A 13,579-nucleotide genomic window follows, 5' to 3' on the forward strand; every position below is an offset into this window, starting at 1 on the left:
ACTAAATCAGCTTAAACAAATTATTGAAGAATTACAAAAAATCAAGTTATGGCAAACTATACCGCCAAATCCCGATGCATTTTTAAGCCAAGAACCTTTTGCTATTGACACCATGCAAGCACACGAGTGGTTACAATGGATTTTTATTCCACGTATACAAGCAATGATTGACGCCAAAACAAATTTACCCAAATTTGCTCTACACCCTTATTTTGAAGAAGCGCTAAAAGAGCAAGAACAAGATGTTAATTATCTACTTTATCTAATTAAGCAACTTGATGATTTAGCGAAATTTAATCATGATAAATTACCACATTAATATGCGGTAATAATTATGATAATCACAGCCCAAAAGCCTTCCGTCGGAATATTAATTTTATTGAAATTTTTTAGATTAATTTCCACTATTATTCATTCGGCGATACTGATTAACCGCTTGCTGATGATTACTGTAAGTATGTGAGAATGTGTGTCCCCCTGTTCCATTCGCCACAAAAAACAGATAATTAGTTTTAGCTGGATGTGCAGCTGCTTCAAGCGAGGCAAGGCTTGGCATTGCAATTGGAGTTGGCGGTAATCCTTCAATAACATAAGTATTATAAGGATTTCCAGTATCGGTTAAATCAACGCGTCTAATAGTACCTTTATAGTCATCACCTAAACCATAAATAATGGTGGGATCAGTTTGTAACTTCATTTTTCTTTTTAGACGATTAACAAATACCGAAGCCACATTTGCCCGTTCAGAACTAATGCCGGTTTCTTTTTCAATAATTGATGCAATAATAAGGAGCTCATAAGGCGATTGATATGGAAGATCCTCATCGCGATTGTCCCAAATTTTTTGCAGATTACTTTTCATCGTCATATACGCACGTTTTAGGATATTAATATCTAAAGTATCTGCGGTATAAAGATAAGTATCAGGCGATAACCAGCCTTCAATCGATCCTTCAATGCCTAATAACTTAGCAATTTCTTTATCTGTTTTTCCAACTAAAGTTTGCCCAATGTAAGGGGTATTTTGAATAACATTTAACCAATCTTTAGCTCGTTTACCTTCCACAAACTGAATTGAAAAATTGCTTTCTTTGCCCGACACTAATAATTGCAAAAACCCTTCAACAGTCATATGCGGGTGTAATTGATAAGTTCCTGCTTTAATGGATCTTAATGAGGGTTCTAATTTACACAAATAAGGGAGCAAATATGCCCTTTCGAGTAATTGGCTTTCTTTAACTTGCTCAACTAACTGATGCATGGATGTGCCTTTTTTCAAAACAAACATTTGATTTTCGGCAGTAACTTGCATCTGTTGTTTAGAAAACTGTTGTAAAAAGTAATAACCAATACTGATCGAGCCACCAACAATTAATATAAGGGTGAGTAAAGTGTATAAAAATATTTTTTTAATCATAACCTAATTTATCTATCTACTATAATGAATTTTTGCGCGTGAAGTTAAGCGCGTTATTAATTCGTAAGCACTAATTCCTGTGTGCTTTGCAATTTCTTCAACGGGAAGTCCAGGTCCCCAAAATATGACTTCGTCACCGGGTTTTTCAAGGCAATTTATACCTAAATCAACCACAATCATATCCATTGAGACGCGACCTACAATTGGTACTTTTCGCCCATTAATCAATACTGGGGTATTTTCTGGAATATTTCGTGGGTAACCATCACCATAACCCATTGCAACCACACCCAATTCAGTATCTTGCTGGCTACACCATATTTGACCATAGCCAACTGATTCACCTTTTTTGTGTTTCCGTACAGCAATTAATTCAGATTTAAACGTCATCGCGGGTTGTAGCTCGGCAATCGGTTCATCAAAAGGTGAAACACCATATAAAGCAATACCCTGACGCACAACATCGCGCTGAGCTTCTGGCCAGGCTAATATACCGCCCGATGCGGCAATTGAGCACTTGCCAATAAGTGATTTATCATCAATGGAATCAATAAACCGATCAAATAGTTCTATTTGCTTTAACGTTTGTTTTGAAGTGAGATCATCAGCCGAACTGAAATGGCTCATAATGTTAATTGGTTTACGAACTACTGAACAACTAGCCAAACGATAAAATTCGTCCTTTGCTTCATCAGGACAAAAACCTAACCGATGCATCCCTGTATCAAGCTTAAACCATGTGGTAATTTGATCTTTACGGAGGGATGTTTGCAATATATCAATTTGCCATTTGCTATGAATAGCTGGTTGAACATTAAAATCAATAAAATAATCCAAATCATCATGCGGGAAAAAACCTTCCAAAGCCAGAATCGGCGTGTTAATACAATTGTTTCGCAATTGCATGGCTTCGGTAAAGCGCGATACACCAAAATAATTCACTTTATCATGTAGTAATTGAGCAATCTCCTCAATACCGTGTGAATAAGCATTGGCTTTTATAATTGCAACTAGTTGACTATTTGGAGCCATTTTTTTGAGATACTCAACATTATGAATAACTGCTTGACGATTAACTTCAACAACTACAATAGACATTTCTTTGTTCCAGACTCTTATCAAGCCATTATTTTAAATTCTGTTTCTAATAATAACAAATTTTTCACAGCATACAAATCGGTATAAATTTTAGGTATTTTTGAGAATTAGTATTTTTAATCAAGAGAATATGCTAAACCGTAATGTTAACTTTATGACGAGTTAACATTTGTTTTGTCATGGTAGACGTTAATAATCGTAATAACTTACCTACTCACCAAGTTTTTATAAAGGTGCCTTAATGCCATTGTAGGATGATAAACTAACATTCTAGGGCCTGAAAATTGCATTACCTGTTTAATTTTTAGTTTATAATCTTTACGATAACAATGTTTAGGGCAACGTTCACACGTCGTTTTTTCTTCACCAAAACGACACATTGTTAAGCGTTGCATAGCATATTGCAATAAATCGTTGCATTCCTCACATAACTGATGATGTTGGCTATGATGTTGTTTACGGCAATATAAATAGATCATCGCACTAACTGTTGCTTTTTCTTTTTGTATTTTAGGACCGTTATTGTTTGCAACCATAATTACATACACGTTAATTAAGAATGTGATAAAATAAAAATACCGAATATGATTACAAGGATTTGTTGTAATGGCAAGAATTATCAATAAAGATACAACTGTTTGCATGTCCCTTTCGGCAAGACCAAGCAATTTTGGTACCCGCTTTCATAACTATTTGTATGAAAAACTCGATCTTAATTACTTATATAAAGCCTTTACTACCAATAATTTGAAAGATGCAATATATGGCATTAAAGCTTTAGCTATTAGAGGTTGCGCAATTTCAATGCCTTATAAAGAAGCTTGCATTGAGTTTATTGATGAATTAGATGGCTCGGTAAAATCTATTCAGTCGGTAAATACCATTGTTAATACCAACCATCATTTAAAAGCCTATAACACTGATTATATTGCTGTTGCTAAACTCATTGTAGAAAATAAGATTGATAACACAACACCATTTGTATTAAAAGGCAGCGGAGGCATGGCTAATGCGGTGATCGGAGCTTTTTATGATGCGGGATTTAAAAATGGTATTATTGCTGCACGCAACCAACAAAAAGGCGAAACATTATCCAAACGATATGGCTATAAATGGGTAAAAGATGAGCAAGAAATATTGCCACATCAAGCCAAATTGATTATCAATGTTACCCCAATTGGTATGCTTGGTGGTATTGAGTCTGAGGCGCTTGCATTTCCCACAACTATGATAAAAAATGCCGATATTGTGTTTGATGTAGTTGCCCTTCCCGTTGATACTCCCATGATAAAATATGCAAAAAAGCTAAATAAAATCATTATTTTAGGTTCTGATGTTGCTGTTTTACAAGCGCTTGAACAGTTTGTGTTATATACCGGTGTAACCCCGAGCGATGAGTTAGTAAGGCAAGCAGGAGAATTTGCAAGGCAAGGTTAAATAATGTTATTCATTCCACCGGTGGAATTTAAATAAAATTTAAGTTAATAATTTATAACATTGTTTGTAAAAAAACGCTGAGTTGTTTACACTTCATGGTTAAAATAATCATCTAAAAACTCATAAGGCGTTTTTCCAAAAATCTCTTTATGCGGTTTAACGGTATTATAAAAATTAATAAAGCGTTTAAGCTTTTGTTTTATCGCTTTTGAATCGCTAAATATTTGCTAATTCTGCCACACCCCAATTTAAACATTCTATCAACCTTCTCATTCGTTTAAGTGCAGTCAAGTTGAGTGAATTTTTCATTTATATGAGGGTTACTATCTATTTTATTGGTTCAAAAATAAATTAACTTTTATTAAAAATATTCAGGAGTCTACACCGTTTGGTAATTAATTGAGAATTAGCGAAATCTATTTATTAAAAAGAATGATAACCATCGTATCAATCAAAATTAACGTTATACTCCACTACAAAATTATTTTGGTGGAGCTTGAAGTTTTTTATTTGCAGATGGTGAATTATCATTAAATTTTTTATTAATTATTGAGTGCTGAAAATAAAGGATAATTAGCATTTTCACCTATCTTTTTTAAGCGGTTTTGGGCAATAATTATGTTGTCTTGCCATTTTTCATCTTTTGCCCACATTTCAATCACCAATGGTGCAACATAATTCATAGCACGAAGTGTATTGAAAATAGCATCAAAATCAACCTCGCCTTCGCCAATAACCAGATTCCTAAATTGTCCCGAATAATCAGCTTTAACTTTGAAGGTATCTTTTAGATGAATTTGAACGATATGATCACAGCTTAACATGAGCTCAGTGCAAGTATCATAATTCCAGCCGGTAATATTACCGACATCAGGATAAGCCATAAAGTAAGGCGAATCGATATTTTTTTTGAGGATTTCGAATTTGCTTAAACTGTTAAGATACGGCGTATCCATAATTTCAACGGCTAACATCACCCCTGCTCGCTCAGCTTGCTTAACTGCCCACTGCATACCTTGAATAAAACGCTGATGCGTTTGTAAGTCAGCAGTTTCATAATAAACATCATATCCAGCCAACTGGATTACTCTCACCCCCAACTTATAAGCTAACGTAATAGCTTTATCCATAATGATTTTAGCTTCATTGCGTATGTCATTATTGGCTGAACCGAATGGATATTTACGATGCGCACTTAAACACATGGAATGTAGAGGAATTCCGATTTTTTCACATTGATGTCTGAGTGAATAAATCTCATCGTCAGACCAATCTAACCTGGCGCGACGTTCATCCGATTCATCGATAGAAATTTCAATGAAATCAAATCCTAACTCTTTAGTTACTTTTAATTTATCTTGCCATAATAGCTGGTTAGGTAGGGCTTTTTCATAAATACCAATACGAGGAGTATTTTGGGGTTGATACAGTTTTTTTGATATATCTTTACTTTGCGACATAGTGATAATCCATTTTTTATATAAAAAGATACCATGCAGCCGATTTTTTCGACTACATATTGTCATTACCAATATTTTGCGATCTGATCTCTTAATGCCTTCGCAGTTTTTTGACCGTTTTCGTTAGCCAGCGCACGACCAGCAATAAAGGCTTTGGTTTTTATACCCGCAAATAGATGAATATCTCCTGGCACAATTCCACCGGTAATTGATAATTCAAGCCCTAAATCAGATAACTGACGCATTTTAGTTATATCATCTTCGCTCCAACCAATACCGGAAAGCTCAGCATCACGAGAACGATGATAGATTGCCTGTTTAATACCTAATTTCCGCCATGCTTTAGCGTCGTCTAATGTCCAATGGCCATATAATTCGATTTGAATTTCGCCATTAAATTCATCAGCTACTTTTTTACATGCTTCTACAGTTGCGATATGTGCTGCAGCCGATACGGTTAACCAATTTGCTCCAGCTGAAAAGGCCATTTTAGCCAAAATAGCACCACCGTCAGTAGTTTTCAAATCGCAAACCAAAATATGGCTTGGATACAACGTTCTTAAGGTTTTGACGCTCTCCATTCCTGCGCCAAAGGCCAAAATAGTGCCAATTTCAATGATATCAACAAAATCAGCTACATTTTTCGCAACGTCTAAGGCTGGCACTAATTTGGCTTGATCTAAAGCTATTTGTAATTTAGGTGCTGTCATATTGTTGTCCTCGTATTTGTTATTTCTGACCATAGTAAGCATTTGCTCCATGTTTACGAAAATAGTGTTTATCAGATAGTGTTTGTTGGATTTTTATTGTTTGATTAAGTTGTCGAGTCGAAATTGCCATCATTGCTACTTCTTCCAATACAACAGCATTATGTACAGCCTCTAGGGCATTTTTTCCCCAGCAAAATGGTGCATGACCAGATATAACGATCCCCGGCATTGCAACTGGATCTAAACCTCGACGTTTAAATTCTTCTATTATTACTAATCCAGTATTTTTTTCATAATCGAACGCAATTTCATTATCTGTTAATTTTCGCGTACAAGGCACATCGCCATAAAAATAATCAGCGTGAGTTGTACCTAGAGCAGGAATATCTAATTCCGCTTGTGCCCAAATAGTGGCATAACGAGAATGTGTGTGCACAATACCACTAATTTGTGGAAATGCTTTATACAATTCAATATGCGTTGCGGTATCGCTTGAAGGGTTTAACTTACCTTCAACTATGTCACCAGTTAGCGAAACAACCACAATATCATCAACCGTCATATCACTATATTCAACACCAGAAGGTTTGATGGCAATAATGCTTTTATCACGATCGATTTCAGATACATTACCCCAAGTAAAAGTCACCAAATGATGTTTGGGTAGCAATAAATTGGCTTTCAATACACGTTCTTTTAATACTTGATACATGATTCAACCTCCATTTAAGGCTTGATCTATAACTAAATAAACTTCTTCTTTAGTGTTGCAACGTCTTAATTTATCTAGATCAATCCCAGTTTCACTATTTTCATCATCTAAGATTTGGGTCACTTCGATCAACCCTTCCATATGCTGATCAGACGTACTACCCGCTAATGTCACTAAAACATCGACTGGATCTTCTTCGCCGTCAAAATAAACAGGATCTTTTAAAGTAACCAAAGCAAAAGCTGTGCGATTTACACCATCTTCGGGCCTTGCATGTGGCATGGCAAAATTTGGTGCAATAATAATGTAAGGTCCCATTTTTTTGACACAACGAATAATAGCATCGTAATAAGAAGGTTTTATCGCTTTAGAAGCAACTAACATATCTGTACCTAACTTGACAGCTTCCTGCCAAGTTGTAGCATTCGCTTTGAGTAAAATAGAGTTATTTTCAATTAATGATTCTTTTAAAACCATGGGGCACTCCTTAGTATTTAAAATTTATTTAGAAAACACTTGCTCAATCAGTTTTATAAGTTCATTGCCAAATGTTTGTGGATTTAGCATATTTTGTACACCTAATGCGTGTTGACCTTCATTAACCTCAATTTCATGAATAAGATGTTTAGATGCGACGATGATATCGACATTTGGCAAACGTGATTTGTAATCTGTTACAGCACAGGAATCCATTTCATTTGGAATGCCTTTTTTATTTAGATAATTGGCAATCTTCATTTTCATCATCATAGAAGAACCTTGCCCACTACCACATACTGCTAAAATTCGAATTGGGCGACCTTCACTAATTGCCACCACATCCATTTTTTCAAGTACAGCTTCGTTAATATCTTGATGTTTATCGTTAATTTCTAGTTGAACTTGTTGCAGGTTTTCTTCTTGGCGCAGCTGTTTAGCAGCAAAGAGCATGTAAATTAACGCAAGTGCTATCAGTACATAAATAAATAAAAGAGAATAAGACAGACCTTGCAAAATAGGTGGGAATAAAATCGCCCAATCTGCCATACCCATCCATGAATCAATCGGTGTACCGTTTTGCGCAAAAATATTAATCACCCATGCTGAACCCAATACCTCTATCATTCCCATGACAAAGCATATTTTCATTACCGCTTTCCAACCACCGAAATGGTTAGCAAATACCCCGATAGTTGCATTCGAGAAGAACATCGGTATAAATCCCGGAATAATCATAATTGGCGATTTAAAGATAAGGAGCAAGCCAATCGCTAAGAATTGCCCTAATGCTCCCCAGATAAAACCAAATACCATTGCATTTGGAGAAAAAGCGTAAATTGCCGCACAGTCAATGGCTAATACTGCGTTAGGAATCAGTTTTTCTGAAATACCTTTGAAAGCTTCAGACAATTCGGCAACAAACATACGTACACCACCAACAATAACCTGAATTGCAACTGCAAATTTTAATCCTGTTTCAAATATGTAGATGGTCCAATGAGTGGTTCCTGCCATTGTTTGTAAATTATCTAACCCAAATGAAAGCAAAATAATACCGAAGAAAATTGTCATCACAATCGTGGTTGCTGCAATACTATCGTGAAAAATATGTAGCCATTTTGGTAATTTTAGATTATCAACTGTATCGTTTTTATCACCCAATTTTGGCGCCAATTTCACCGCAATCCATGAACCGAGTTGTTGTTGATGGCCAATTGAAAATCCTGCACCACCGGTTACCGCTTCTGTTGGCTTGTACATCATATTAGAAAATATACCCCAATAAAGAGCAGTGATAATAGCCGAATAGATAATGGTTTCCCACATACTGTAGCCAAAAAGGAAGTAAAATAGTGCTATTAAACCAACCTGTTGAAACATAATATGGCCAGTTAACATAATAGTTCGAATACCTGTTAGGCGTCGAAAAATAACTAATACAATATTGATAGCTAAAGCGAGCAAAACCGCATAACCTACCCATGAGTATTGCTCACCCATACCATTTTCAACAGCAACCATAGAGGCATAAGTATCAATAATTGAGCCTTTAATACCATGGTATTCTGCCAGTTTGGCTATAACAGGTTTGAACGTTGAAACCAAAACACCAGATCCAACTTGCAATAGCATAAAACCAACAATAGTCTTAATTGTACCTTTTAACACGGTAGTTAGATCTTTATGTAACAGACAATACCCAAGCATTGTCACTAGACCAAGTAACAAAGGAGCTTTTGTCATTACTTGACTATAAAAAATATAAAATACGTTGTAGATTACTTCCATATGTTCCTCTCATCAGTTATTAATATTTACCTTGATCTAACAACACATATCCCTAATAAACAAGTTTCATTTAAATGTCTTTCATCAAGTTTTTCAAAGTCTGTAAAGCGAATGAATGGAAACTCCATTTAATTTGCGTTAGTCATCATCGCTTATTAATAACACTTGCTATATTCCACAATCAAAACAAATCACTCAATGATTATTTATGATTATTTTGATCAAGATCACTTTTCTTATTTAATCATCATGACATATGTGACCAACATCACAATTTAATAAAAAAACGCAAGCAAAAAACAAAATTAAAATTATTATTATCAATATATTAAATAATTTATTACTAATAGTAATTAACTTATAACAATTGACAATAGTACAAATGAAAATTATCATCACAAATAATCATATTTAATAAAAAATAATCATAATAAGAGGTGGTAATGAACGAAATCACACGACATAACGAAATTGTGGCATTAGTAAATGAAAAAGGTATGGTTAAAGTGACCGAGTTAATCGCAAACTTTTCTATATCACCAGCAACAGCAAGGCGTGATATTACTAAACTAAATCAGGAAGGACGCGTTATAAAGGTCCGCAATGGTATTGTACGATTAGAGGGAATCAAACCGATTTGGGTTCCAATCGACAGTAATAATACCGATCATTACCATGAAAAAGCACGTATTGCGATTCGTTCAGCAAAACTGTGTAGGAGTGACGAAAATATTGTAATCAACTGTGGTTCAACGGCATTTTTACTTGGACGCGAATTGTGTGGTAAAAATGTTTCAATTATTACTAACTATTTTCCCCTCGCTTGTTACTTAATTGAACATGATCATGAAAATGTCATCATTATGGGAGGATTATACAACAAAACACAAAATATTATTCTTAACCCCGTTGCAAATATTACCAATTCTTATGCAGGTAAATGGATGTTTACCAGTGGCAAAACTTTAACACCAACAGGCTTATATAAAAACGAAATTTTAGGCGCTGTTGCAGAACAGCAAATACTTGAACAAGTCGAAAAATTAGTTGTGGTAGTAGACAGTTCAAAAATTGATACCAAGGCCAACTCAGGAATGCTTTTTTGCCCGGTAAATAAAATTGATATTTTGATTACTGGAAAACAAGCCAATAAAGAAGTAATTGGATGCATTAAGGATCAAGGCGTTGAAGTTATCTTAGTTTAACTATTAAATTGTAAAAGGAACAGAGTATGAGTAAAGTAAATGAAATTACCCGTGAATCGTGGATATTAAATACATTTCCTGAGTGGGGAACTTGGCTTAATGAGGAGATCGAAACTACAGAGGTTAAACCCAATACATTTACTATGTGGTGGCTTGCTTGTACAGGTATTTGGTTAAAATCAGCTGGTAATACCAATATTTCCGTTGATTTTTGGTGTGGCACTGGTAAAAAAACCCATACAAACCCATTAATGAATAAACAACATCAGATGATGCGAATGGGAGGAGTTCGTGAATTACAGCCTAACTTAAGAACTAGCCCATTTGTTCTTGATCCTTTTGCAATAAAAGAAATTGATGCAGTGATGGCAACGCACGATCACGCTGATCATATTGATGTGAATGTTGCTGCTGCAGTTATTCAAAACTGTTCACCAAAAGTAAAATTTATCGGTCCGAAAGCTTGTGTAGAATTATGGAAAAGCTGGGGCGTACCAGAAGATCGTTGTATTGTAGCCAAGGTAGGCGAAACTATTCAGGTGGGTGATATCACAATTCGCGTGTTAGACTCCTTTGATAGAACATCGTTGGTAACTCTGCCACAAGGCGTATCATCAACCGATAAATCTATTTTAGATGGTATGAATGATAGAGCGGTCAACTACCTATTTGAAACATCAGGCGGTTCCCTATACCATTCTGGTGATTCCCACTATTCTAACTATTATGCAAAACATGGTAATAACTACGAAATTAATGTAGCGCTGCTTTCTTATGGTGAAAATCCTCGAGGCGTGACCGACAAAATGACATCAGCCGATATTTTGCGCGCAGCTGAATCTCTTAATACTAATGTAGTGATCCCTTTCCACCATGATATTTGGGCAAACTTCCAAAGCGATCCTCGTGAAATCGAAGTTTTATGGCAAATGAAGAAAGATCGTCTTAACTATCAATTTACACCTTTTTTCTGGCAAGTTGGAGGTAGATACACTTATCCAACAGATAAACATAAAATGCATTATCAACATTATCGTGGCTTTAGAGATATCTTTACCGACGAGCCAGAATTGCCGTATCGCTCATTCTTATAATCGGTCAACGTAGTTGAATTCAACGTGTGGACTGATTTAAAAAACAAGCACTACCGTCCACACGTCGACGCTAGCTTTTTAATTAAGCATTAATATATTTCTCACGATTTGGCAACCAACAATCGACTAATTGTTCAGCACTTTTGGGATGGTTTTTTTGGATGTCATAAGATATGTTTTGAATTTCACTAATCAAATGCTGATCGCGAATCAAATCAACAACTTTAAAATTAGCCATACCCATTTGCCGAGTTCCTAAGATTTCGCCACCGCCACGAAGTTCAAGATCTTTTTGGGCAATAACAAATCCGTCAGTACTTTCACGCATTACCTTCATGCGTGCTTGGGCAACTTTACTTAGAGGAGCTTGATACATCAATACACAATGAGATACAGCTGTGCCACGTCCGACTCGTCCACGTAACTGATGTAACTGAGCTAAACCTAAACGTTCTGCATTTTCGATAATCATCAAACTAGCATTAGGAACGTCAACACCAACTTCAATAACTGTTGTAGCGACCAGAAGTTGAATTTTCCCTGCTTTAAATTCTTGCATAACTGATTGTTTTAAATCAGATTTAATTTTACCATGCACCAACGCAATATTTAAATGCGGCAAACGCATTTGCAATTCTGCAACCAACATTTCAGCCGCTTGGGCGTCAAGTATTTCGGACTCTTCAACCAAAGTACACACCCAATAAACTTGGCGGTTTGCTAAGCAAGCTTGATTTACACGTTCAATAATTTCATCTCGACGATTATTAGGTATTACAACTGTGTTAATTGGTGTTCTTCCTGGAGGTAATTCATCAATAACAGAAACATCTAAATCAGCATAGACAGTCATGGCTAATGTTCTTGGAATAGGAGTTGCCGTCATAATTAATTGATGTGGATAAAAATGATCTTTAATTCCTTTTTCCCAAAGACTTAGCCGTTGATTAACACCAAATCGATGCTGTTCATCAATGATTACAAGACCTAACGAGGTGAATTTTACTTTATCAACAAATACTGCATGGGTACCAATTAACATAGTAATTTCACCCTTTTTAATGCGCTCATAACGCTGTCGCTTATTTTTGGCAGTTAATCTCCCTGACAACCAATCAACACTAATTCCCAACGGCTCAAACCAAGCACTAAAATTGTTATAGTGTTGCTCTGCTAATATTTCTGTCGGTGCCATTAAAACCACTTGGCAACCATTTTCAATTGCATTCAAGGCTGCTAAAGCAGCTACTAATGTTTTACCAGAACCAACATCACCTTGAATTAATCGCATCATAGGTACTGATTTTGCCATATCGAGATAAATCTCTTGTACAACTCGCTTTTGAGCATGGGTTGGCGTAAAAGGTAATGATAATAAAAACGGTTTAATCAAGTGTTGAGTTGGGGAAAACAAGTGCGCTTGCTGTTTTTGATTATGCTTTTTTATCATTAACATACTTAAATGATAAGCAATCAATTCTTCAAAAATAAACCGCTTAATAGCTGGGTGATCACCCGACTCCAACTGTTCAATCTCAGTATCAATTGGTGGATTGTGAATAATATTTAAAGAATCAAAAACCGACAAAAACCGACAAGCCAGCTGAGGGGAGAAAACTTCCTCTGAAGGATTATTTTTCAGCAAGAGAAGCGCAGTCATAATTGATCGTCGAATCACCGCCTGAGATAACCCATGGGTAGTTGAATAAATGGGTGTGTATCTTTCTTGAACATCACCTAATGTGATAGATTTTTCGTCTCGACTTATTTTTAATTTAAATTGCGGATGAATTATTTCAAGATAATTTTTACCACGTTTTATTTCACCATAAGCACTGATCCACTTACCTTTAATCAGCGAAGCCTTCATGCTGGCAGTAAAATGCATAAATCGTAATATTGCAATACCAGAATCATCTTGAACATAACAAACTAGCATTTGTTTACGACCAAAAGCAATTTCGCTTTTAATAATAATACCTTCAATGGTCGTAAATTCGCCAATATTGGCATCAGCAATAGCGCAAGATGAAGTACGATCTTCATAGCGTAAAGGAAAGTGCAATAACAGATCTTTGGTGGTATAGATACCTAGTGTATTGAACTTTTTTTCTAGACTATCACCAATTCCCGTTAGTTTTATTAACGGTAAATGGTCAAAAAGACGATTTATCATAA

General features: G+C 35.6%; 12 protein-coding genes and 1 pseudogene. 4 read left to right on the plus strand and 9 right to left on the minus strand.

All coding sequences use genetic code 11. The annotated features are described in order from the left end of the window. Nucleotides 1–10: 10 nt before the first annotated feature. Nucleotides 11–319, plus strand: a pseudogene (locus ACGH49_RS05430) (YqcC family protein); the annotation flags it as partial. A gap of 75 nt (nucleotides 320–394) precedes the next feature. Here ACGH49_RS05430 and mltG read toward each other — a convergent pair. The 3 genes from mltG to ACGH49_RS05445 all read right to left on the minus strand — a co-directional run bounded on the left by mltG (nucleotide 395) and on the right by ACGH49_RS05445 (nucleotide 3,051). Further along, a complete protein-coding gene (gene mltG, locus ACGH49_RS05435) occupies nucleotides 395–1,417 on the minus strand; it encodes an endolytic transglycosylase MltG (protein WP_411588527.1) in 1,023 nt (340 codons plus the stop codon). Nucleotides 1,418–1,429: 12 nt separating this feature from the next. Continuing rightward, on the minus strand, nucleotides 1,430–2,515 hold the full coding sequence (gene alr / locus ACGH49_RS05440; RefSeq protein WP_065606875.1) for an alanine racemase: 1,086 nt from the start codon (nucleotides 2,513–2,515) through the stop codon (nucleotides 1,430–1,432). Between the two features lie 206 nt (nucleotides 2,516–2,721). Beyond that, a complete protein-coding gene (locus ACGH49_RS05445; RefSeq protein WP_065606873.1) occupies nucleotides 2,722–3,051 on the minus strand; it encodes a nitrous oxide-stimulated promoter family protein in 330 nt (109 codons plus the stop codon). A gap of 70 nt (nucleotides 3,052–3,121) precedes the next feature. Between ACGH49_RS05445 and ACGH49_RS05450 the strand changes: the two genes are divergently transcribed. Beyond that, nucleotides 3,122–3,952 (plus strand): shikimate 5-dehydrogenase, encoded by an 831-nt coding sequence (locus ACGH49_RS05450; RefSeq protein WP_411588528.1) that lies wholly within the window; start codon nucleotides 3,122–3,124, stop codon nucleotides 3,950–3,952. Nucleotides 3,953–4,494: 542 nt separating this feature from the next. On the opposite strand, the gene ACGH49_RS05455 is transcribed toward ACGH49_RS05450, so the two are convergent. The 5 genes from ACGH49_RS05455 to ACGH49_RS05475 all read right to left on the minus strand — a co-directional run bounded on the left by ACGH49_RS05455 (nucleotide 4,495) and on the right by ACGH49_RS05475 (nucleotide 9,102). Beyond that, entirely contained in the window at nucleotides 4,495–5,382 is an 888-nt protein-coding gene (locus tag ACGH49_RS05455; protein WP_411588594.1) for an L-ribulose-5-phosphate 3-epimerase, read from the minus strand. A 95-nt stretch (nucleotides 5,383–5,477) separates the two neighbouring features. Then, a complete protein-coding gene (locus ACGH49_RS05460; protein WP_065606867.1) occupies nucleotides 5,478–6,122 on the minus strand; it encodes a 3-keto-L-gulonate-6-phosphate decarboxylase UlaD in 645 nt (214 codons plus the stop codon). 19 nt (nucleotides 6,123–6,141) lie between these two features. Then, the gene (locus ACGH49_RS05465) at nucleotides 6,142–6,834 is read right to left on the minus strand and encodes an L-ribulose-5-phosphate 4-epimerase (RefSeq protein WP_065606865.1); all 693 of its coding nucleotides are present in this window, start codon (nucleotides 6,832–6,834) and stop codon (nucleotides 6,142–6,144) included. Nucleotides 6,835–6,837: 3 nt separating this feature from the next. Then, nucleotides 6,838–7,311, minus strand: coding sequence for a PTS sugar transporter subunit IIA (locus ACGH49_RS05470; RefSeq protein WP_065606863.1), 474 nt, complete (start codon nucleotides 7,309–7,311; stop codon nucleotides 6,838–6,840). Between the two features lie 24 nt (nucleotides 7,312–7,335). Continuing rightward, nucleotides 7,336–9,102: a PTS ascorbate-specific subunit IIBC gene (locus ACGH49_RS05475; protein WP_411588529.1), complete on the minus strand. Its 1,767-nt coding sequence runs from the start codon at nucleotides 9,100–9,102 to the stop codon at nucleotides 7,336–7,338. A 443-nt stretch (nucleotides 9,103–9,545) separates the two neighbouring features. Here ACGH49_RS05475 and ulaR point away from each other — a divergent pair, with 443 nt between their 5' ends. Both ulaR and ulaG read left to right on the plus strand, forming a co-directional pair. Further along, a complete protein-coding gene (gene ulaR, locus ACGH49_RS05480; RefSeq protein ID WP_411588530.1) occupies nucleotides 9,546–10,307 on the plus strand; it encodes an HTH-type transcriptional regulator UlaR in 762 nt (253 codons plus the stop codon). A gap of 26 nt (nucleotides 10,308–10,333) precedes the next feature. Beyond that, nucleotides 10,334–11,401 carry an L-ascorbate 6-phosphate lactonase gene (ulaG, locus tag ACGH49_RS05485; RefSeq protein WP_065606857.1) on the plus strand — a complete coding sequence of 356 codons (1,068 nt, stop codon included), beginning with the start codon at nucleotides 10,334–10,336 and terminating at the stop codon, nucleotides 11,399–11,401. Between the two features lie 82 nt (nucleotides 11,402–11,483). Here ulaG and recG read toward each other — a convergent pair whose 3' ends face one another. Then, on the minus strand, nucleotides 11,484–13,577 hold the full coding sequence (recG, locus tag ACGH49_RS05490; protein WP_411588531.1) for an ATP-dependent DNA helicase RecG: 2,094 nt from the start codon (nucleotides 13,575–13,577) through the stop codon (nucleotides 11,484–11,486). Between the last annotated feature and the right edge of the window lie 2 nt (nucleotides 13,578–13,579).

The sequence above is a fragment of the Gilliamella sp. BG7 genome, assembly GCF_046635565.1.
In the GTDB taxonomy this organism is placed as follows: domain Bacteria; phylum Pseudomonadota; class Gammaproteobacteria; order Enterobacterales; family Orbaceae; genus Gilliamella; species Gilliamella apicola_P.

Excerpts from the sequence above, each read along its gene's own strand:
- mltG (WP_411588527.1), bottom strand. The coding sequence starts at position 1,417 with ATGATTAAAAAAATATTTTTATACACTTTACTCACCCTTATATTAATT.
- alr (WP_065606875.1), bottom strand. The coding sequence starts at position 2,515 with ATGTCTATTGTAGTTGTTGAAGTTAATCGTCAAGCAGTTATTCATAAT.
- ACGH49_RS05445 (WP_065606873.1), bottom strand. The coding sequence starts at position 3,051 with ATGGTTGCAAACAATAACGGTCCTAAAATACAAAAAGAAAAAGCAACA.
- ACGH49_RS05450 (WP_411588528.1), top strand. The coding sequence starts at position 3,122 with ATGGCAAGAATTATCAATAAAGATACAACTGTTTGCATGTCCCTTTCG.
- ACGH49_RS05460 (WP_065606867.1), bottom strand. The coding sequence starts at position 6,122 with ATGACAGCACCTAAATTACAAATAGCTTTAGATCAAGCCAAATTAGTG.
- ACGH49_RS05465 (WP_065606865.1), bottom strand. The coding sequence starts at position 6,834 with ATGTATCAAGTATTAAAAGAACGTGTATTGAAAGCCAATTTATTGCTA.
- ACGH49_RS05470 (WP_065606863.1), bottom strand. The coding sequence starts at position 7,311 with ATGGTTTTAAAAGAATCATTAATTGAAAATAACTCTATTTTACTCAAA.
- ACGH49_RS05475 (WP_411588529.1), bottom strand. The coding sequence starts at position 9,102 with ATGGAAGTAATCTACAACGTATTTTATATTTTTTATAGTCAAGTAATG.
- ulaR (WP_411588530.1), top strand. The coding sequence starts at position 9,546 with ATGAACGAAATCACACGACATAACGAAATTGTGGCATTAGTAAATGAA.
- ulaG (WP_065606857.1), top strand. The coding sequence starts at position 10,334 with ATGAGTAAAGTAAATGAAATTACCCGTGAATCGTGGATATTAAATACA.
- recG (WP_411588531.1), bottom strand. The coding sequence starts at position 13,577 with ATGATAAATCGTCTTTTTGACCATTTACCGTTAATAAAACTAACGGGA.